Origin of the sequence: beta proteobacterium MWH-UniP1 (assembly GCA_036362785.1) — a bacterium.
Classification (GTDB): Bacteria; Pseudomonadota; Gammaproteobacteria; order Burkholderiales; family Burkholderiaceae_A; genus Lacustribacter.
In genome coordinates this window covers 181,836-202,837 of the sequence record CP143625.1, presented here as the reverse complement: position 1 = coordinate 202,837, position 21,002 = coordinate 181,836, and the positions used below count along the sequence as shown (strand labels likewise).

Annotated in this window: 13 protein-coding genes, 2 tRNA genes and 3 rRNA genes; 4 read left to right on the top strand and 14 right to left on the bottom strand. The window is 53.9% G+C overall.

All coding sequences use genetic code 11. The features are described from left to right. The first annotated feature begins 144 nt into the window (after positions 1-144). On the top strand, positions 145-1,293 hold the full coding sequence (locus AOB54_01065; GenBank protein WVN42003.1) for a Fic family protein: 1,149 nt from the start codon (positions 145-147) through the stop codon (positions 1,291-1,293). 12 nt (positions 1,294-1,305) lie between these two features. Here the strand turns inward: AOB54_01065 and AOB54_01060 are convergent, their stop codons facing one another. Beyond that, positions 1,306-1,551, bottom strand: a complete 246-nt coding sequence (locus AOB54_01060) for a hypothetical protein (GenBank protein ID WVN42002.1) — start codon at positions 1,549-1,551, stop codon at positions 1,306-1,308. A gap of 148 nt (positions 1,552-1,699) precedes the next feature. Between AOB54_01060 and dnaE the strand changes: the two genes are divergently transcribed. The 3 genes from dnaE (at position 1,700) to coq7 (ending at position 7,394) form a co-directional block, all read left to right on the top strand. After that, positions 1,700-5,428: a DNA polymerase III subunit alpha gene (dnaE, locus tag AOB54_01055; GenBank protein ID WVN42001.1), complete on the top strand. Its 3,729-nt coding sequence runs from the start codon at positions 1,700-1,702 to the stop codon at positions 5,426-5,428. Positions 5,429-5,500: 72 nt separating this feature from the next. After that, a complete protein-coding gene (locus tag AOB54_01050) occupies positions 5,501-6,715 on the top strand; it encodes a M20 aminoacylase family protein (protein WVN42000.1) in 1,215 nt (404 codons plus the stop codon). Positions 6,716-6,758: 43 nt separating this feature from the next. Further along, positions 6,759-7,394 (top strand): 2-polyprenyl-3-methyl-6-methoxy-1,4-benzoquinone monooxygenase, encoded by a 636-nt coding sequence (coq7, locus tag AOB54_01045; GenBank protein WVN41999.1) that lies wholly within the window; start codon positions 6,759-6,761, stop codon positions 7,392-7,394. A gap of 5 nt (positions 7,395-7,399) precedes the next feature. On the opposite strand, the gene AOB54_01040 is transcribed toward coq7, so the two are convergent. The 13 genes from AOB54_01040 to rpe form a co-directional block, all read right to left on the bottom strand. Beyond that, positions 7,400-8,377 (bottom strand): tripartite tricarboxylate transporter substrate binding protein, encoded by a 978-nt coding sequence (locus AOB54_01040; GenBank protein WVN41998.1) that lies wholly within the window; start codon positions 8,375-8,377, stop codon positions 7,400-7,402. Between the two features lie 111 nt (positions 8,378-8,488). Next, positions 8,489-9,529, bottom strand: coding sequence for an amidohydrolase family protein (locus tag AOB54_01035; protein ID WVN41997.1), 1,041 nt, complete (start codon positions 9,527-9,529; stop codon positions 8,489-8,491). Positions 9,530-9,743: 214 nt separating this feature from the next. Continuing rightward, positions 9,744-9,856, bottom strand: a 5S ribosomal RNA gene (rrf, locus tag AOB54_01030). A gap of 172 nt (positions 9,857-10,028) precedes the next feature. Continuing rightward, a 23S ribosomal RNA gene (locus AOB54_01025) occupies positions 10,029-12,904 on the bottom strand. Between the two features lie 247 nt (positions 12,905-13,151). After that, positions 13,152-13,227: transfer RNA gene (locus AOB54_01020), tRNA-Ala, on the bottom strand. Between the two features lie 14 nt (positions 13,228-13,241). Next, a tRNA-Ile gene (locus tag AOB54_01015) sits at positions 13,242-13,318 on the bottom strand. A gap of 53 nt (positions 13,319-13,371) precedes the next feature. Beyond that, positions 13,372-14,904 (bottom strand): 16S ribosomal RNA (locus AOB54_01010). Together the 16S, 23S and 5S rRNA genes with 2 tRNA genes alongside form the textbook arrangement of a ribosomal RNA operon. 417 nt (positions 14,905-15,321) lie before the next feature. Further along, positions 15,322-16,119, bottom strand: coding sequence for an enoyl-CoA hydratase-related protein (locus AOB54_01005; protein ID WVN41996.1), 798 nt, complete (start codon positions 16,117-16,119; stop codon positions 15,322-15,324). Positions 16,120-16,198: 79 nt separating this feature from the next. Then, entirely contained in the window at positions 16,199-17,005 is an 807-nt protein-coding gene (gene trpC / locus AOB54_01000; GenBank protein WVN41995.1) for an indole-3-glycerol phosphate synthase TrpC, read from the bottom strand. A gap of 3 nt (positions 17,006-17,008) precedes the next feature. After that, a complete protein-coding gene (gene trpD, locus AOB54_00995) occupies positions 17,009-18,058 on the bottom strand; it encodes an anthranilate phosphoribosyltransferase (GenBank protein WVN41994.1) in 1,050 nt (349 codons plus the stop codon). 58 nt (positions 18,059-18,116) lie between these two features. Next, complete coding sequence (locus AOB54_00990) at positions 18,117-18,698, bottom strand: aminodeoxychorismate/anthranilate synthase component II (GenBank protein WVN41993.1); 582 nt, start codon at positions 18,696-18,698, stop codon at positions 18,117-18,119. Then, positions 18,695-20,221: an anthranilate synthase component I gene (gene trpE / locus AOB54_00985; protein WVN41992.1), complete on the bottom strand. Its 1,527-nt coding sequence runs from the start codon at positions 20,219-20,221 to the stop codon at positions 18,695-18,697. Before trpE ends, AOB54_00990 begins: the two co-directional genes overlap by 4 nt. After that, positions 20,218-20,910, bottom strand: coding sequence for a ribulose-phosphate 3-epimerase (gene rpe, locus AOB54_00980; GenBank protein ID WVN41991.1), 693 nt, complete (start codon positions 20,908-20,910; stop codon positions 20,218-20,220). The genes trpE and rpe overlap by 4 nt, the downstream gene beginning before the upstream one ends. Positions 20,911-21,002: the final 92 nt, after the last annotated feature.

The following is a 21,002-nucleotide window of genomic DNA, read 5'->3' as shown; positions in this document are numbered from 1 at the left end:
TAACAAAATCCTAGAGTTCAACACGACAAAGGCTGTCGAAAAGCCTTGTTTCGTCCATGCTCAAATTAAAGACATTTTTAATTTGATTGATTTAAATTAAAGAGGTCTTTAATATTGGGAGGGTGAATTAAAGAGGGTTTAGCTATGAATCGGCTCACAGGAGTTTACGTAAAGTCCACCACGCTGGGAGAGACGGTGAACGCATTCGTGCCTGATTCATTGCCCCCAAAAAATCCAACCCTGGCATTAGAGGTCTATCGGGACCTGAACCACAAGGCGGAGATGGCGCTGGCGCGCCTCTCGGGTGTGTCGGGTTTGGTCCCTTCTGTCGACTGGCTGCTTTACAGCGCAATCCGCAAGGAAGCATTGCTCACGTCGCAGATTGAGGGCACGCAGGCCACCCTAACCGATCTATTCGACGAAGAAGCAGGCTTCAAGGTGAGCAACACTGACGATGTAGAGGAAGTCACCAATTACCTTCGAGCCTTCCGATTGGTTCAAGAGCAGTTGCGTGACCCCAAGGGGCTGCCGATTAGTGTGCGACTGCTATGCGATGCACATCGCCAGCTACTCAATGGCGTGCGAGGTGCGGGTAAACAGCCGGGGGAACTGCGTCGCTCACAAAACTGGATTGGTGGCACAAGGCCTGGAAACGCAGTGTTCGTGCCGCCACCGCCAGAAAACGTGCCCCAATTGCTGGCCGACATGGAGCGATTCATTCACAACAGTGCGGCCGATTTACCCCCAATGGTGAAGGTGGCGCTGATCCATGCCCAGTTCGAAACCATCCACCCTTTTCTGGATGGCAATGGCCGCATTGGGCGGCTGTTGATTGCAGCGCTTTTTGAGCACTGGGGATTGCTTGCGGAACCGCTGATGTACCTCAGCGGCTACCTGAAACAACACCAGGCCGAGTACTATCGCCGCCTGTCAAACATTCGCACCGAAGGCGACTGGGAATCTTGGGTAACTTTCTTTTTAGAAGGCGTGTGCGTGGCTGCGGCAGATGCAGAGCACAGCATTATCGAAGTGGCTAGTTTGGTAGCAGCGGACCGTAAACGCCTACTGCAATCCCCAAAGGCGGGGCCGGCCAGTTACCGATTGTTTGAGATGTTGCCGATGATGCCGCGCTTCACGATTGAGCGCGTTCGCCAGCAACTCGACACCAGCTTTCCTACCGCCACAGCAGCCGTTAAAGTGCTGGAAGATCTGGGCATGGTTACTGAGATGACAGGTCAGAAAAAAAACAGAAGCTACAGCTATCAAGCCTATGTTGAACTGCTCTCGCAGTGAAGTCGCCTGAACTTATTGCTTGTTTTTTTGCGCCACGCGTTCTTTGCTATGCGCAATCAAATAGAGCATGGCGGCCCAAAAGAAGAGCCCACCAACAATTGCGCTAATGGTCGAAAGCACCAAAACTGCGATTGTGAGTAGCGTACTGCCGCTACCCCCTGCAAAGAACTGATAGCCAAGGCCAATCGGAATCAAGAATAAAAACAGCGTGCCGCCCAGAGCGTGCAGGCCGGCTCTTTCCAAGGGTTTGAGTTTCATTTGCAAATTTTGTAACTATTTTGATTTTTTTGCAGGCCGAAACGTCAATCAGTTGGCTTTCACAAGCCGTCTGCGCCCGTATTCGGGCATTCCCCAGTAAGTGCGGCCTAACAAGTCGATGGCGGGGGAACGTGAGAAAATTCAGGCTATGACTGCCCCCCGTTTTATCCATCTTCGGCTGCACTCGGAATACTCGATTGTGGACGGCATTGTCCGCTTGGATGCAGCGGTCCAGCGAGCTGCAGAAGACGGCCAACCGGCACTGGCCATTACTGATTTGGGCAACACCTTTGCCTATATCAAGTTTTACAAGGCCGCCCGCAGTGCGGGAGTGAAACCCATTTTGGGTGCCGATGTCTGGATCACCAATGAATCCGAGCGGGACCGGCCCTATCGGCTGCTGCTCTTGGTGCAAAACGAGCAGGGCTATAAGAACCTGTGTGAACTGATTAGCCGGGCCTGGCTAAAAAACAGTTATCGCGACCGCGGCGAGATTTTGTTGGAATGGTTTAACGAACCGATTGATGCGGCTGCCGCTGCTCCCGAGTTAACCGAAAAATCATTGGCGGAAAAAGCGCCGCCAGAAAAAACCACTTCGAAAAAACCCAACACGCTCACACTGGCCAGCGGCCTGATTGCACTATCCGGCGGGCCCCAGGGTGAGCTTGCCGACGCACTACAAAAGAGCAAAGCCAGTGCCTCTGGAAAGACTGCTGCCAAAGGGCCAAACAAGGCCGAATTGGTCGCTAAAAAATATATTGCTGCCTTTGGTGATCGGTTTTACATTGAGATTCAGCGGGCTGGCCTGCCCGGGGAAGAACAATACCTGCGCCAGGCCGTAGCGCTTGCCACTGCACTGGAATTACCAGTCGTGGCCACCCACCCAGTGCAGTTCATTCACCCAGAAGACTTCCGCTCACACGAGGCCCGGGTCTGTATCGCCGAAGGCGAAACACTGGCCAGCGGCCGCCGCCAACGGCGTTTTACGGAACAACAGTATTTCTTATCGCAAGAAGAGATGCTGGAAAAGTTTGCCGATATTCCACAGGCCATAGAGAACACGCTGGAGATTGCACAACGCTGTAACGTCACCCTGCAATTGGGCAAGCCACAGCTGCCCCAGTTTCCAACGCCCAATGGCGAAACTCTGGAAGAGTATTTGCGAATCTCCGCCCATGCGGGGTTGGATGCTCGACTGATTGAGCGCTACCCCACAGAATCCATTCGTGCTGAACACGAGCCTGCCTATCGGGCCCGACTGGATTTGGAAATCAAGACGATTATTGAGATGGGCTTTCCGGGCTACTTCTTGATCGTGGCGGACTTTATTAACTGGGCCAAGCGCAATGGTGTGCCCGTGGGGCCTGGCCGGGGCTCTGGTGCGGGATCGCTGGTGGCCTATAGCCTGGGCATTACAGACTTAGACCCCATTTCGTATGCCCTGCTGTTTGAGCGCTTCCTAAATCCAGAGCGGGTGTCCATGCCCGACTTTGATATCGATTTCTGCCAAGACAATCGCTACAAGGTGATTGATTACGTGCGCAGCAAATACGGTAAAGATGCAGTCAGCCAGATTGTGACCTTTGGCACCATGGCATCGAAAGCCGTGATTCGCGATGCGGGCCGCGTGCTCGATCTGCCGTATAACTTCTGCGATCAGCTCTCAAAACTGATTCCAGTGGTCCAGAACAAACCACTGTCACTAGAGGCCGCGAAAAAAGAAGAACCCATTCTTGCGGAACGTGAACAAAAAGAGGACGAAGTCCGCGAGCTTTTTGCGCTGGCTGCGCCGCTTGAAGATCTGACCCGTAACGTGGGCATGCACGCCGGTGGTGTGTTGATCGCCCCAGGGAAACTCACAGACTTCTGCCCGCTTTATCAGGCGCCCGGCGCATCGGAAGATGATGGCGTGGTGTCGATGTATGACAAAGACGACGTGGAAGCGGCAGGTCTGGTGAAGTTTGACTTCCTGGGACTGCGCAACCTGACCATTATTCAAATGGCGGTGGACTACATCAATGGGCTCAACCCCGATCGGCATTTGACGCTGCGTGAATTAGACGGCTTTGATGACCCCGCTGCCTATCAGGTGCTACGTGATGCCAATACCACCGCGATTTTCCAGGTGGAATCGGACGGCATGAAAAAACTTCTGGCCAAACTTCAGCCAGACCGTTTTGAAGACATCATTGCTGTGCTCGCGCTCTATCGGCCAGGCCCGCTGAACTCAGGCATGGTGGATGACTTCATCAAGCGCAAACGTGGTGAACAGCCAATTGACTACTTTCATGAGTCACTGAAAGACTGCTTATCGCCCACCTATGGCGTGATCGTGTATCAGGAACAGGTGATGCAGATTGCCCAGATCATTGCGGGCTATTCACTGGGTGGCGCTGACCTGCTGCGCCGGGCTATGGGCAAGAAAAAGCCTGAAGAAATGGCCCAGCAGCGTGAAATCTTCATCAAAGGCGCGCTAGAAAAAGGCCACACCCAAGCGCTTGCCACCCGGCTATTTGATTTAATGGAGATGTTTGCCGAGTACGGCTTTAACAAATCCCACACGGCCGCTTACGCCGTGCTGACGTATCAGACCGCGTGGCTGAAAGCCCACCACACTGCGGAATTCATGGCCGCCACGCTGTCGGCCGATATGGACGACACCGACAAGGTGGCGTTTTTTATGGCCGATGCCCGTGCCAATGGTGTCAAGGTCTTGGCACCCGATATCAATTCGTCGAACTATCGATTTGAACCCGTGCGTGTGGCGCCAACAAAGCCGGTGGCGGGTACTCAATCAGCAGCCGACAACGCATTGGATACGCCTGATCGCGAGGCCAGATCACTTCAGATTCAATATGGCTTGGGCGCACTTCGTGGAGTGGGTGAAAACGCGGTCATGAACATTCTGGCCGCACGCCGACAAGACGGACCGTTTAAAGATATTTTTGATTTCTGCAGCCGCATTGATCGACGCGTGGTGAACCGCCGCTCAATTGAAGCGTTGGTCAAGGCAGGCGCCTTTGATCGATTGCATAACAACCGTGCGCAGGTCCTGGCCACTGTTCCGTTAGCCATTCAAGCTGCTGACCAAGCACAGGCCAGTGCCCACCAAGGTGGTCTTTTCGAATCCATGGGTGCCGAGACACAGGCCATTGAGATGCCAAAGGTCGCGCCATGGAATGAGCGGCAGCGACTCTTAGAAGAAAAGCAGGCCCTTGGGTTTTGTTTCTCTGGGCATCTGTTTACACCGTATGCCGCTGAGATTCGCCGCTTTGTTTCGACACCGCTGAATCGCATCACACCGGGGCGTGACCCGGTATGGGTCACGGGCATTGTGAGCGCCAGCCGCGCCCAAATGACCAAGCGCGGCATGATGCGGATTGTTGAGATTGATGATGGCACCGCCAAGCTTGAGATTACGGTCTTCACCGAGCTTTGGGATAAGAACCGGCATTCGATCAAGGTCGATGAGCCGCTGATTGTCTGCGCCCGAATTGAAAACGACGACTTTTCTGGCGGCTATCGCGGGGCAGCATCTGAGATTCTGACCCTGGGCGAGGCCCGCATGAAATTTTCTCTTGGCATTCGTTTAAGAATTGACCCCAACGGCATGGGCAGCGGTGGCGGTAATGTCTCGGCTGGCAAGGTGGGAAACGGCAACCATAACGGGGCTAGCGTGACCCAGAAGCTGCGCAGCCTGCTCGAGCCCTGGCGGGCACCGCAGCAGGGCTGCCCGATCGTAATTCGGATGCTGCGTAACAACGCCGAATGCGATATTCAGTTGCCTGAAGACTGGCGGGTGCGGCCAGAAGAGGAATTGCTGCGCACCCTTGGGGAACATTTCCCCCAAGAATCGGTCGAGGTTTTATACCGTTAAATCGCTGTAAAACGTGTATTTCAGGTGTTGCCCTGATAGCCGGTACAAGTGCCGGCAGACTAGAATCAAACCATGAAAATCCCTGACGCCATTAGCGGCATTATTGGCCCCATTCGGGCGATTCGCCGCGACATTCACGCCCACCCCGAGCTGCGGTTCGAGGAGCACCGCACAGCTGAACTAGTGGCCAATGAGCTGCAGGCTTATGGCGTAGACGAGGTCCACACCGGTATTGGCAAGACTGGGGTGGTTGGCGTGCTGCGGGGAAGCAAACCTGTTGCCCCAACTGCGCAGAAAAAAATGATTGGGCTTCGGGCGGATATGGACGCCCTGCCCATGTCTGAGCTCAACACCTTTGAGCATGCCAGCAAACACCACGGCAAGATGCACGCCTGCGGCCATGATGGCCATACCGCAACATTGCTTGCGGCTGCCAAAGCATTGTCGATGGACCGTGATTTCGCCGGCACTGTGGTCTTTATTTTCCAGCCTGCTGAAGAAGGTGGTGGTGGCGCCAAGACCATGATTGATGATGGTTTGTTTGAGCGCTTCCCCTGTGACGCGGTGTTTGCGATTCACAACTGGCCAGGTCTGCGGGTTGGAGAATTTGGCATAAACCCTGGGCCAATAATGGCCTCTAGCAACGAATTTGAAATCACGCTCAAGGGCAAGGGTGCCCATGCGGCGATGCCCCATTTGGGCGTCGACCCTGTGCTGATTGCGAGCCACCTGATTCAGGCTTTTCAGAGCCTGGTCTCTCGCGAGACCAAGCCAATTGATGCCACGGTAATTTCGGTCACTCAGATCAATGCGGGCGAAGCGGTTAACGTCATTCCCGATACCTGTGTGATGAAGGGCACCGTGCGTACCTTTTCAACAGGTGCACTGGATACGATTGAAAACGGCATGCGGCGCATCTGCAATCAGCTGCCGCCGGCCTTTAACGCCCATGCTGATTTTGAATTTATTCGCAGCTATCCACCCACCATCAACCACGCAACCGAGGCCATGTTTGCAGCTGATGTGGCTGCTGAAATTGTGGGTGAACCCATGGTGCAGCGGTCGGTGGAGCCCACTATGGGCGCAGAAGACTTTGCCTACATGCTTTTAGAAAGGCCCGGCGCCTATATTTTTCTGGGCAACGGAGACTTAGATGGTCTGCACCGTGCCCGCGGCCATGGCCTTGGGCCCTGCGCGCTGCATAACCCCAGTTATGACTTTAATGACGATCTGATTCCGATTGGCGCCACGTTTTGGCAGCTGCTGACGAAGCGTTATTTAACCTAGATCAAACCCCAGTCACGGGAATTTTTAGATCATTCACCCCACTATGCGAACTCTTAATCCGATTGACCAATTTTTAAACGCTGCCGACAACTTTTTGCGGTCGGTCGCGACCACGCCGCCCAGCAGCCGGCCCTATCCTGCGAAGAACATTCCAGAGGCTGATCTCACCGATACGGAACGCAAATTAGCTGCAGCACTCATGCGGGTGAATCATTCCGGTGAAGTGGCGGCACAGGCGCTTTACCAGGGCCAGGCGCTCACCGCCAAAACCCCTGAAATGGCCAAGCTGCTGCACGAGGCCGCCGTGGAAGAGGCCGACCACCTGAACTGGACGGCTAAACGTATTGAGGCCCTGGGCAGCCGTACATCCATTCTGTCGCCCTTTTGGTATGTGGGTGCCTTTGCCATTGGCGCTGTTGCCGGCCGCCTGGGCGACCGCATCAGCCTGGGCTTTCTGGCCGAGACTGAGCGGCAGGTGGAGCAACACCTGATGGAGCATATGTCGCGCATTCCGCAGGCCGATGAGGCATCCAAGGCGGTGATTGAGCAGATGAAGATCGATGAGATTAAGCACCGTGACACTGCGCTTAATCACGGCGGTGCAGACCTGCCCGGGCCAGTACAGGCCTTGATGCGAGCCAGCGGCAAGGTCATGACGACCGTTGCTCATTACATTTAATTACCCTACTCGGGCTTGATATTGGCTTCTTTGATTAGCTTGGCATAACGGGCCCGCTCAGACCGCAGCAGGTTGGCAAACATATCAATGCTGCCCAGGCTTACCACACCGCCCACCTGGGTCATACGGGCTTTCACCTCGTCTGTCGCCAATGCCTTTTGGATCTCGGCGTGGAGTTTTTTCACCACTGCAGGGGGCGTGCCCTTGGGTGCGATAAAGCCGTACCAGACCGACGCTTCAAAGCCTGGGTAACCCGATTCAGCGATGGTCGGCACGTTGGGCATGGTCGGGATGCGCTGGGCACTCAGTGCGGCCAATACCTTGAGCCGGCCAGCCGTGGCATGGGGTGAGACTTCTAATGCGTTGGTTGCCACCAAAGGAATATGGTTGCCGAGGACATCGGTAATGGCCGTGGCCCCACCTTGGTAAGGCACATGCCGAAGTTTGATGCCGGCAGCACTTGCAAAGAGCTCAACAGCCAAGTGGGGGGTGGAGGCGTTGCCAGGGCTGCCGAAGCTGATGGTGTCGGGTTTGGCTTTGGCCTGCTTCACAAGTTCTGCCGGCGTGTTCACGGGAAAACTGGTGTTGGCTGCAATCACCACTGGCACGCGGCCCACGAGAGAGACCGGAACGAAATCTTTTTCAGGGTCAAACGGGGGTGGGTTAAAAAGCGCGGGGTTAATCGCGGCATTGTTGGCCGTGAGCATGATGGTGTGACCATCGGGTGCAGCGTCGGTCAGGGTCCGGATCGCGATGTTGGTCGCAGCACCGGGCCGGTATTCCACCACAAAGGGCTGGCCCAGCTGCTGAGACAGGGCTGCGCCCACGGTACGCGCGACTGTGTCGACTGCGCCGCCAGCCTTAAAGCCAATGATGACTCGCACGGGCTTTGTGGGGTAATCCTGCGCAAACACTGGTGCGATCGGAACGATGAATCCAAAGCCCAGCAGTGCGGCGAGTAACTTCTTGGGTTTGTTAAACATAAGACTCTCCTTAAGAAACTTGAATTTGTTGCCCTGTATTCACATCACCATTCACATCACCAATCTTGCAGGCTGATCTATGTAATCGAGATTGCTACTAGTGAAGCTTATCTATCGCCCCTGCGCCTTCAGGATCTGATCCAGGCGCGGATAGACCCGCCGGGTATTCTGCTCAAAGATCGCGGCACGATCCGCATCTGTCAGTTGCGGGGCATTGACGATGTAGCGCTTGGTGTCATCGAAGTTAAAGCCAGTTTCCGGATCAATTCCGCGAACGGCCCCGATCATTTCAGATGCAAACAAAATGTTTTTTACGGGGATAACTTCAGACAACAGATTGATCCCGGGCTGATGATAGACGCAGGTATCGAAATAGACGTTATTGAGCATGTGTGCTCGCAACTCAGGGTGGCCCAGTGCCTGGGCCAACCCACGATAACGGCCCCAGTGATAGGGCACCGCACCGCCACCATGGGGAATCACAAAGCGCAACGTTGGGAAGTCTTTAAACAAGGTTGAATTCAAAAACTGCATGAATGCCGTGGTATCGGCATTGATATAGTGCGCGCCCGTCGTGTGGAAGCAGGCATTGCAACTGGTGCTCGCATGGACCATCGCCGGAATATCAAGCTCCACCATTTTCTCGTAGAGCGGATACCAGTAGCGGTCCGTCAGCGGCAGAGACTCCCATTTGCCCCCCGACGGGTCAGGATTGAGGTTGAGACAGACAAAGTTGTATTCACGAATGCACCGCTCAAGTTCTGGGATGCACGTTTCAATCGGTACGCCTGGCGACTGTGGCAGCATGGCCCCGCCAATGAATCGCTGGGGAAACATCTGCGTGATGCGATAGATGAGCTCGTTCAGAATGCCTGCCCACTGGGCCGACGTATCAAAGCCACCGATGTGATGGGCCATGTAGACCGCGCGGGGACTGAAGATGGTGACATCGGTGCCACGCTCATTCATGAGGCGTAGCTGGTTCTTTTCGATCGTTTCGCGAATCTCGTCGTCCGAAATCTTCAGGTCCTTTGGCGCTGGCTTATCTGATGATTTGCCTTGGGCGAAGGCAACCTGACGATTTCGCCAGGTTTCAAGAGATGCAGGGTGGGTGGTGTAATGGCCGTGGCAATCAATAACGAGAGGATTCACGAATGAAATGGCGATCTAGATTTGGATAACAAAATTAAAAATCCCGCGAGAGGGCAATGCTGTTCGCAACAAACGAATCACTCGCGAGCAGAAAGCTTAGCCTGATTATTTGTATAAAGCGCAGAGAGGGTTTTGGTGGTCCAGTTGTTTGGAATAACCCAAGCAGAAAACAAAAAACCCCAGCCGGTTAGAGCTGGGGTTTTTCTTTTAGGGAGCCTGACGATGCCCTACTTTCACGACAGTTAAGTCACTATCATCGGCGCAAAGGCGTTTCACGGTCCTGTTCGGGATGGGAAGGGGTGGTACCACCTCGCTATGGTCGTCAGGCAAAACTGTCAACAACCTTGATCTTTAACGGTAGTGGCTCATTGGCCACATTTTTAACGAGTTGTAATCGCTTTAAACACACAAGTTGTTCGGCGCATTTGCGGAACAAATCAACATTCTATTTAGCGGCTTGCTTTTAACCTGGTTGGTCTTTCGACATCGCCAAGGTTATAGAGTCAAGCCTCACGGGCAATTAGTACTGGTTAGCTTAATGTATTACTACACTTCCACACCCAGCCTATCAACGTCCTGGTCTTGAACGACCCTTTAGCAGGATTAAATCCTGAGGGAAATCTTATCTTGAGGCGAGTTTCCCGCTTAGATGCTTTCAGCGGTTATCTCTTCCATACTTAGCTACCCTGCGATGCCACTGGCGTGACAACAGGTACACCAGAGGTATGTCCACTCCGGTCCTCTCGTACTAGGAGCAGGCCCCCTCAAATTTCCAGCGCCCACAGCAGATAGGGACCAAACTGTCTCACGACGTTTTGAACCCAGCTCACGTACCTCTTTAAATGGCGAACAGCCATACCCTTGGGACCGGCTACAGCCCCAGGATGAGATGAGCCGACATCGAGGTGCCAAACACCGCCGTCGATATGAACTCTTGGGCGGTATCAGCCTGTTATCCCCAGAGTACCTTTTATCCGTTGAGCGATGGCCCTTCCATACAGAACCACCGGATCACTATGTCCTACTTTCGTACCTGCTCGACTTGTCAGTCTCGCAGTCAAGCGCGCTTTTGCCATTGCACTTTAGGCACGATGTCCGACCGTACCAAGCGCACCTTCGAACTCCTCCGTTACTCTTTAGGAGGAGACCGCCCCAGTCAAACTGCCTACCATGCACTGTCCCCCGCCCGGATAACGGGCGAAGGTTAGAACCTCAAACAGATCAGGGTGGTATTTCAAGGACGGCTCCACGAGAACTAGCATCCTCGTCTCAACGCCTCCCACCTATCCTACACAAACCGGTTCAAAGTCCAATGCAAAGCTACAGTAAAGGTTCATGGGGTCTTTCCGTCTAGCTGCGGGGAGATTGCATCATCACAAACATTTCAAGTTCGCTGAGTCTCAGGAGGAGACAGTGTGGCCATCGTTACGCCATTCGTGCAGGTCGGAACTTACCCGACAAGGAATTTCGCTACCTTAGGACCGTTATAGTTACGGCCGCCGTTTACCGGGGCTTCGATCAAGAGCTTGCACCCCATCACTTAACCTTCCGGCACCGGGCAGGCGTCACACCCTATACGTCCACTTACGTGTTAGCAGAGTGCTGTGTTTTTGATAAACAGTCGCAGCCACCGATTCTCTGAGACCCCATTTGGCTCCGGATGTACTCCTTCACCTACTAGGGGCATACCTTCTCCCGAAGTTACGGTATCAATTTGCCGAGTTCCTTCTCCTGAGTTCTCTCAAGCGCCTGAGCATATTCAGCACGCGCACCAGTGTCGGTTTGCGGTACGGTCACCGTTCAACTGAAGCTTAGAGGCTTTTCTTGGAAGCAGGGTATCACTCACTTCGCGGACAAGTCCGCTCGTCATCACGCCTCATCTAAGCCCGGCGGATTTGCCTACCAGGCACGACTACACGCTTAAACCAGGACATCCAACACCTGGCTGAGTTAACCTTCTTCGTCCCCCCATCGCATTGAACGGCGGTACAGGAATATTAACCTGTTTCCCATCGACTACGGCTTTCGCCCTCGCCTTAGGAGCCGACTCACCCTACGTCGATTAACGTTGCGTAGGAAACCTTGCGCTTTCGGCGAAGCAGTTTTTCACTGCTTTTAACGCTACTCATGTCAGCATTCGCACTTCTGATACCTCCAGCAACCCTTACGAGTCACCTTCACAGGCGTACAGAACGCTCTCCTACCATCTCTTACGAGATCCGCAGCTTCGGTTATTGACTTAGCCCCGTTACATCTTCCGCGCAGGACGACTCGATCAGTGAGCTATTACGCTTTCTTTAAAGGATGGCTGCTTCTAAGCCAACCTCCTGACTGTCAATGCCTTCCCACTTCGTTTCCCACTTAGTCAATATTGGGGACCTTAGCTGGCGGTCTGGGTTGTTTCCCTCTTGAGTCTGGACGTTAGCACCCAGTGCTCTGTCTCCCGTGCTCATACTTCCAGGTATTCGGAGTTTGCTATGGCGCAGTAAGTCGCAATGACCCCCACTACCATTACAGTGCTCTACCCCCTGGAGTAATACACGAGGCACTACCTAAATAGTTTTCGGAGAGAACCAGCTATTTCCGGATTTGTTTAGCCTTTCACCCCTACCCACAGCTCATCCCCTAGTTTTGCAACACTAGTGGGTTCGGACCTCCAGTGCGTGTTACCGCACCTTCATCCTGGCCATGGGTAGATCATCCGGTTTCGGGTCTACGCCTAGCAACTAATCGCCCTGTTCGGACTCGGTTTCCCTGCGCCTTCCCTATTGGTTAAGCTTGCTACTAAACGTAAGTCGCTGACCCATTATACAAAAGGTACGCCGTCACCCCTTACGAGGCTCCGACTGTTTGTATGCATATCGTTTCAGGATCTATTTCACTCCCCTCCCGGGGTTCTTTTCGCCTTTCCCTCACGGTACTTGTTCGCTATCGGTCGATTACGAGTATTTAGCCTTGGAGGATGGTCCCCCCATGTTCAGACAGGATTACACGTGTCCCGCCCTACTTGTCTTGAGCTTAGTTCCACAACGATGTTTTTACATACGGGGCTATCACCCACTATGGCCGGCCTTTCCAGACCGTTCTGTTAACAAAGCTGCTAAAACTCAAAGGCTTGTCCGATTTCGCTCGCCACTACTTTCGGAATCTCGGTTGATTTCTTTTCCTCCGGCTACTTAGATGTTTCAGTTCACCGGGTTCGCTTCCGCACACCTATGTATTCAGTGTGGGATACCCTTGCGGGTGGGTTTCCCCATTCGGACATCTCCGGATCAAAGCCTGTTTGACGGCTCCCCGAAGCTTTTCGCAGTCTACAACGTCCTTCATCGCCTGTAATCGCCAAGGCATCCACGATATGCACTTATTCACTTGACCCTATAACGTTAGCGACGTTATAGGTTTTACTACTTTAAAGCCGACATGCCGAATTTCTTCACGCATTTGCTTGAGAACAACTTGTGTGATTAAAGCAATCACAACTCGTAATCCAGCTCATCACTGGATTACGCGTTAAAGATCAGATTGTTAAAGAGCGATTGTTCCTGTTTCGCTTTGATGCCCGGTGGGCGATCAACAGCCAAACAACAACAAAAAACTTTTACATGAACAGCCAACACATATTTGGTGGAGGTGAACGGGATCGAACCGATGACCCCCTGCTTGCAAAGCAGGTGCTCTCCCAGCTGAGCTACACCCCCGAAAACAAAGTCGGTGGTGGGTCTGGTTGGATTCGAACCAACGACCCCCGCCTTATCAAGACGGTGCTCTAACCGACTGAGCTACAGACCCATATGGTTGCAGCCGATAAGAGTGGACACTTAGAGCGCTGGCGCGATCTCTAGAAAGGAGGTGATCCAGCCGCACCTTCCGATACGGCTACCTTGTTACGACTTCACCCCAGTCACGAATCCTACCGTGGTAACCGCCCTCCTTACGGTTAGGCTAGCTACTTCTGGTAAAACCCGCTCCCATGGTGTGACGGGCGGTGTGTACAAGACCCGGGAACGTATTCACCGCGACATGCTGATCCGCGATTACTAGCGATTCCGACTTCATGAGGTCGAGTTGCAGACCTCAATCCGGACTACGATCGGTTTTAAGGGATTGGCTCCCCCTTACGGGTTGGCAGCCCTCTGTACCGACCATTGTATGACGTGTGAAGCCCTACCCATAAGGGCCATGAGGACTTGACGTCATCCCCACCTTCCTCCGGTTTGTCACCGGCAGTCTCATTAGAGTGCCCTTTCGTAGCAACTAATGACAAGGGTTGCGCTCGTTGCGGGACTTAACCCAACATCTCACGACACGAGCTGACGACAGCCATGCAGCACCTGTGTGCCGGTTCTCTTTCGAGCACTCCCACATCTCTGCGGGATTCCGACCATGTCAAGGGTAGGTAAGGTTTTTCGCGTTGCATCGAATTAATCCACATCATCCACCGCTTGTGCGGGTCCCCGTCAATTCCTTTGAGTTTTAATCTTGCGACCGTACTCCCCAGGCGGTCAATTTCACGCGTTAGCTACGTTACTAATCCAATAAAGGACCAACAACTAATTGACATCGTTTAGGGCGTGGACTACCAGGGTATCTAATCCTGTTTGCTCCCCACGCTTTCGTGCATGAGCGTCAGTACTAGCCCAGGGGGCTGCCTTCGCCATCGGTATTCCTCCTGATCTCTACGCATTTCACTGCTACACCAGGAATTCTACCCCCCTCTGCCGTACTCTAGCTTGCCAGTCACAATCGCAGTTCCCAGGTTAAGCCCGGGGATTTCACGACTGTCTTAACAAACCGCCTGCGCACGCTTTACGCCCAGTAATTCCGATTAACGCTCGCACCCTACGTATTACCGCGGCTGCTGGCACGTAGTTAGCCGGTGCTTATTCTTCAGGTACCGTCATCCTTCCAAGGTATTAGCCTAAAAGATTTCTTCCCTGACAAAAGTGCTTTACAACCCGAAGGCCTTCTTCGCACACGCGGCATTGCTGGATCAGGCTTTCGCCCATTGTCCAAAATTCCCCACTGCTGCCTCCCGTAGGAGTCTGGGCCGTGTCTCAGTCCCAGTGTGGCTGATCGTCCTCTCAGACCAGCTACTGATCGAAGCCTTGGTGAGCCTTTACCTCACCAACTAGCTAATCAGACATCGGCCGCTCCAATAGCGCGAGGCCTTACGGTCCCCCGCTTTCACCCTTAGGTCGTATGCGGTATTAGCGCACCTTTCGGTGCGTTATCCCCCACTACTGGGTACGTTCCGATGTATTACTCACCCGTTCGCCACTCGCCACCAGGAGCAAGCTCCCGTGCTGCCGTTCGACTTGCATGTGTAAGGCATGCCGCCAGCGTTCAATCTGAGCCAGGATCAAACTCTTCAGTTCAATCTCGTGGCGTCTAATTTACATCTGACGCAATATTTCTTAACTCAACAAATTGACGAGTATTTCTCTTGACAGACAAATACACGTCTATTTTTGTGAGCACTTAGTTTTTGAGCATCAGCTTCGAATCAGGTTTGACCCTGACCGAGAACTGTTGCGCCGTTACCCCAAGTGCCCACACTTATCGGCTGTTCATTGTTAAAGAGCGATTCGCCACATCAACACGTTTTCGCAGAGAAAAGGATTCCCGGGCCATGCCGACAATCCGATTTTTTACTGCGTTGCTACGTGTGAGCAGCGAAGAGATGGAATTATGGGGGGTAATTTATCCGATGTCAAATGGCTTTTTTGGGGCCATCTCTTTTTTGTGTGAAATAGGCCATAGACGGCTTGCCGACGCCATTTTAGATAAAAAAATCATTTGTTCTTAAAGGCTGCGGGGCGCTTTTCAATAAAGGCCGCCATGCCCTCTTTTTGGTCTTGGGTGGCAAAAGCGGCATGAAACATGCGCCGCTCAAAGCGTATTCCCTCGGTCAACGGGGTCTCGAAGGACTGATTAATGCACTCCTTAATGGTCCGCAGAGTCAGTAAGGAGTACTGACCCATGGTCTGGGCCATGGCCAGCGCCTCGTCCAAAGCCTTGCCGGCCGGGGCGATGCGGGCGACCAGACCACAGCGCTCCGCCTCTTGGGCATCCATCATGCGGCCGGTAAGGCACAGATCCATGGCCTTGGCCTTGCCCAGGGCCCGAGCAGTACGCTGGGTGCCGCCCGCGCCCGGTGGGATGCCGAGTTTGACCTCGGGCTGGGCAAATTTTGCGTCTTCGCTGGCCACAATCAGGTCGCACATCATGGCCAATTCACTGCCGCCCCCGAGTGCGTAGCCATTCACTGCAGCAATCACGGGCTTGCGCACTTTTAAAAGCGCTTCCCAGTTGCGCGTGATCATGTTGCTGTTCACAACTTCCGCGTAGCTCAAATCTTTGGCACCGGCGATGTCCATGCCTGCTGCAAATGCTTTTTCATTACCGGTAATGATGATGGCGGCGATTGCATCATCGGCATCAAAAGCCAATAGTGCTGCACCAAGCGCATCCATCACGGCGTCGTTTAATGCATTAAGTTGCTTAGGGCGATTGAATCGAATGATGGCGGCGCGGCCCTGGACCTCCGTAAGAATGGGCGCTTCAGTGGCGGCGTTTTGTTCTGTAGACATCGATGTGCTCTCCCTGATGATGAACATTGAATTAGAAAATTAACGGCAGTTTTTTACACAGACTTTTACTACTTAAAAATTATTCAAAGAAAAGTGTTTTAAGTTGTGCACCGGGCGATGCTGCCCGCATGAAGGCCTCGCCAACCAGAAATGTTTCAACGCCCGCTTTGCGCATCAGGGCAACATCTGCAGCTGTGTGAATACCGCTTTCGGTCACGATGATGCGATCGGGCGGCACCATGCCCACCATGTCAAGCGTGATCGAGAGCGATGTTTCGAAAGTGCGCAGGTTGCGATTGTTAATTCCCATTAAGGGTGACTTACAGCGCAAGGCACGCTCCAGCTCGTGCCGATCATGCGTCTCAATCAAGACATCCATACCAAGATTCAGCGCGGCAGATTCCAACTCCTGCATCTGTGTGTCGGTGAGCGCAGCCACAATCAACAAAATACAATCCGCGCCCCAGGCGCGGGCCTGCAGTACTTGATAGGGGTCCACCATAAAGTCTTTGCGCAAGACGGGCAGTTGGCATGCGGCACGGGCTGCGATTAAGTCTTCTGGGCTTCCCTGAAAAAAATCTTTATCGGTCAACACCGACAAACAGGCTGCACCGCCTTGCTCATAGTCTTTGGCAATGTCCGCCGGGCGATAGGGATCGCGCAGTAGCCCCTTGCTGGGGCTGGCCCGCTTGATCTCGCTAATCACGGCCGGCTGGCCCTTGGCGTGCTTGGCACGGATCGCATTTACAAAGCCACGGGGCTGGTGTTCGGTTTGCGAGGCTTGATGGCGAATCTGGCTAAGCAGCTCTTGCTCAGAATGCAATGCCTTGGCTGCTTTTACTTCTTCGGCCTTGACCGCCAGGATTTTGTTCAAAATATCAGTCATGACTTAGCCTGCACTTGCCGCCAAGGCTTGGGTGGTCGCTACGTAGTCGCTTAATTTTTTCTTCGCAGCGCCGCTTGCGATCGTGCGCAAAGCAAGATCGACTGCTGCCTGCCAGCTCTCAGAAACATTCGATGCCAACAGGGCCCCCGCAGCATTTAAGGCCACGATATCGCGTGCGGGCCCAGACTCGTTATTCATCACCCGATTGATCTTGTCCATTGAGTCTTGCACGCTGGTGATTCGTAGCGCTGCATCACACTCTTGGACTGAGTAGTTGGGAAAGCCAAATTGCTGGGCTGTGATGTGGTACTGCTCCACATGGCCAAACTTAAGTTCCGCGATCGATGTCTGACCGGTAATGGCAATTTCATCCAGACCACCATGGCCATGGACCACTAGAACATGGTCTGAGCCAAGTTTACGCAACACTTCGGCAATGATGCCGACCAGCTCGATGTGAAATACGCCCATGAGCTGATGTTTGGCGTCCGCGGGGTTGGTGAGTGGGCCCAAAATGTTAAACACAGTTCGCACACCAAGCTCTTTTCGAACCGGCGCAATGTGTTTCATGGCGGGGTGGTGATTGGGCGCAAACATAAAGCCAATGCCCGACTGTTGAATCGACTTGGCCACCTGCGCTGGCGGCAGATGGATATTGGCCCCTAAGGCTTCCAAGATATCTGCGCTTCCCGATGTCGATGAGACCGAGCGGCCGCCATGCTTGGCGATGTTGGCACCGGCAGCCGCAGCAACAAACATGGCTGCAGTGGAGATGTTGAAGGTGTGGGCGCCATCACCGCCCGTGCCACACATATCAACCAGATGCGGCACATCCACATCGACCTTGGTGGAGAACTCACGCATCACCGCGGCGGCGGCGGCAATCTCAGTGGTGGTTTCCACTTTCACACGCAGGGCCGCCAGCAGACCCGCCGTCTGCACCTGCGAGGTCTCGCCCGACATCATGGCCCGCATGATGTCGATCATCTCGCCATGCGTTAAGTCTTGGTGGGCAACAATGCGATTTAGGGCTTGAGGGATCGTAAAGGCCATGGCCACTCTTTCAACAGTTGGACTGGTGCACCCGCGGACAGCGGCTGCGCAACAGACATTAGGGGTTATCTAAAAAGTTTTTCAGCATGGCATGGCCATGCTCGCTCAGTATCGATTCGGGGTGAAACTGCACGCCATGAATGGGCAGGGTCTTGTGCTGAACACCCATAATTTCACCGTCATCGGTCCAAGCGGTGATGCTTAATTCTTTCGGTAGGCTCGCCCTTTCAATAGCAAGCGAGTGATATCGAATCACGGTCATGGGGCTGGGCAGCCCACGAAATACGCCGCTGCCGTTGTGTTGAATTTCGGATGTCTTGCCGTGCATGAGGGTCTGCGCGCGGATAATCTTGCCGCCAAAGGCGGCGCCGATGGCCTGATGGCCCAGGCAGACACCCAGCAGCGGGATCTTGCCTGCGGCCTGCTGAATTAGGGGCACAGAGATGCCAGCCTGGGCAGGGCTGCAGGGGCCGGGTGAAATCACGATACGGTCTGGGCGCGTGGCTGCACCTCGACCAAGAATTTCTTTAACCGTAATGGCGTCGTTGCGAATTGTTTCAACGTCTGCGCCAAGTTCGCCAAAGTACTGAACCAGGTTGTAGGTGAATGAATCGTAGTTATCAATCATCAGGACTTTCATTTCGAACCCCCTGATGGCACCAAACCATTTTCCGCAAGCTCAGCCGCACGAATCACCGCACGGGCTTTGTTCTCGGTTTCCTGCCATTCCATCTCGGGCACCGAGTCAGCCACAATCCCCGCACCCGCCTGGGCATAGAGAATGCCGTCTTTCAGTACACCGGTACGAATGGTGATGGCCAGATCCATATCCCCCGCAAACGACAAGTAGCCACAGGCACCCCCATAGACACCGCGTTTGCTGGGTTCTAGCTCATCAATGATTTCCATGGCGCGAATCTTGGGCGCGCCTGTCAAGGTGCCCGCAGGGAAAGACGCCCGCAGCACATCAAGCGCACTTAAGTTTGGTTTGAGCAGGCCATCGACGTTTGAGACCAGGTGCATCACATGCGAATAACGCTCCACCACCATCTGTTCGGTGACTTTGACCGAACCGGTCTGGGCAATGCGGCCAATGTCATTGCGGGCAAGATCAATCAGCATGACATGCTCGGCCCGCTCTTTGGGGTCTGCAATGAGCTCTTGCTCCAGTACCACATCCTCTTCCGGCGTTTTGCCGCGCGGGCGGGTGCCCGCAATGGGCCGCAGGGTCACGCGGGTCTCGCGCTTGCCGTTGTGTTCGATGCGATCTTGGCGCACCAGAATTTCTGGCGAGGCACCGACAATCTGAAAATCGCCCAGATCATAAAAATACATATACGGCGATGGATTGATCGAACGCAGGGCACGATAAAGCGTAAGCGGTGAGCCCGCATATGTTTTCTTTAAGGCCTGGCCAATGACCACCTGCATCACATCGCCAGCCGCAACATATTCTTTGGCAACAGCGACCGCTTTTAAAAAGTCTTCTTTTTTGAAATCCCGAATGACTTCTGTGGGCGCCAGCTTGTCAGCCTTCGGTGGCACCACGTGGGTAGAGAGCTTGGCTTCGAGCCGATCGAGCTCTGCAAGACCCGCTGCATAGGCCGCATCGACACCGGCAGGTGCTGTTGGGTCCACATACACAATCAAATAGAGCCGGCCCGCCAGGTTATCAATGATCGCCAGCTGTTCGGTGAGCAGCAGCACAATGTCTGGCGCATTGAGTGGATCACTTTTTTGCTTGGCTTTTTGATTACGAAGGCGCGACTCAATAAAACGAACCGTGTCGTAGCCAAAGTAGCCCGCCAAACCACCACAAAAGCGGGGCAGGCCCGGCGTGATCGCAGCCTTAAAGCGCGACATGTACGCTTGAGCAAACTCGATTGGATCACCGGTATGGGACTCAACCAACTTGCCATCGGTTTTCACAGTAATGGCATCGTCACGCGCTTCAATGCGGGTGCGGGCCGGCAGGCCAATAAACGAATAGCGGCCAAAACGCTCCCCACCCACGACCGATTCCAATAAGAAACTATTGGGCTGATTGGCAAGCTTTAGATAGAGCGAGAGCGGCGTGTCTAAGTCCGCCTGCAGCATACGCACCAACGGAATACGGTTATAGCCCTGGGCCGCCAGCGCCTGAAATTCGGTCAGACTGGTCACTGCAATTGGTCTCGAAACTTAGACATGATTCCCCGATAGCCGCCATCTGCATCAGGTGCACCAAACACGGCCGAGCCCGCCACAAACGTATCAGCACCGGCAGCTGCCACAGACGCAATGTTGTCAACCTTGACTCCGCCATCGACTTCTAAAAGAATCGACTGGCCACCTGCCTGAGTATAGGCATCAATCTTGGCGCGCACGGCTTTTAACTTTTGCAGCGTGTTGGGGATGAAGGACTGGCCACCAAAGCCAGGGTTCACCGACATGAGCAAGACAATGTCCAGCTTGTCCATGACCCAGTCCATGTGCTCAATCGGCGTGCTGGGATTCAACACAATGCCCGCTTTACAGCCCTGATCACGAATCAACTGCAGGGTGCGATCGACATGGGGCGAAGCCTCGGGGTGAAAGGTGATCAGATTTGCGCCGGCCTTGGCAAAGTCCACCACCAGGGCATCCACCGGGGAGACCATCAAATGCACATCAATCGGGATCTTGACGTGGGGCCGGATGGCTTTGCAGACCATGGGCCCGATGGTGAGATTCGGAACGTAATGGTTGTCCATCACGTCGAAGTGGATGAAATCGGCACCTGCTGCTTCGACTCGGCTAACCTCTTCGCCCAGGCGGGCAAAATCAGCAGACAGAATGCTCGGGGCAATACGATAGGTGGGGTTTGCGCTCATAAGCGCATTCTAGATCAGCGCTTCCCCCGCATGGTCCACCAGATAATGAACAGAAAAATTGCCAGAGCAAGCCCGGCCTCAAGGAAAATAAG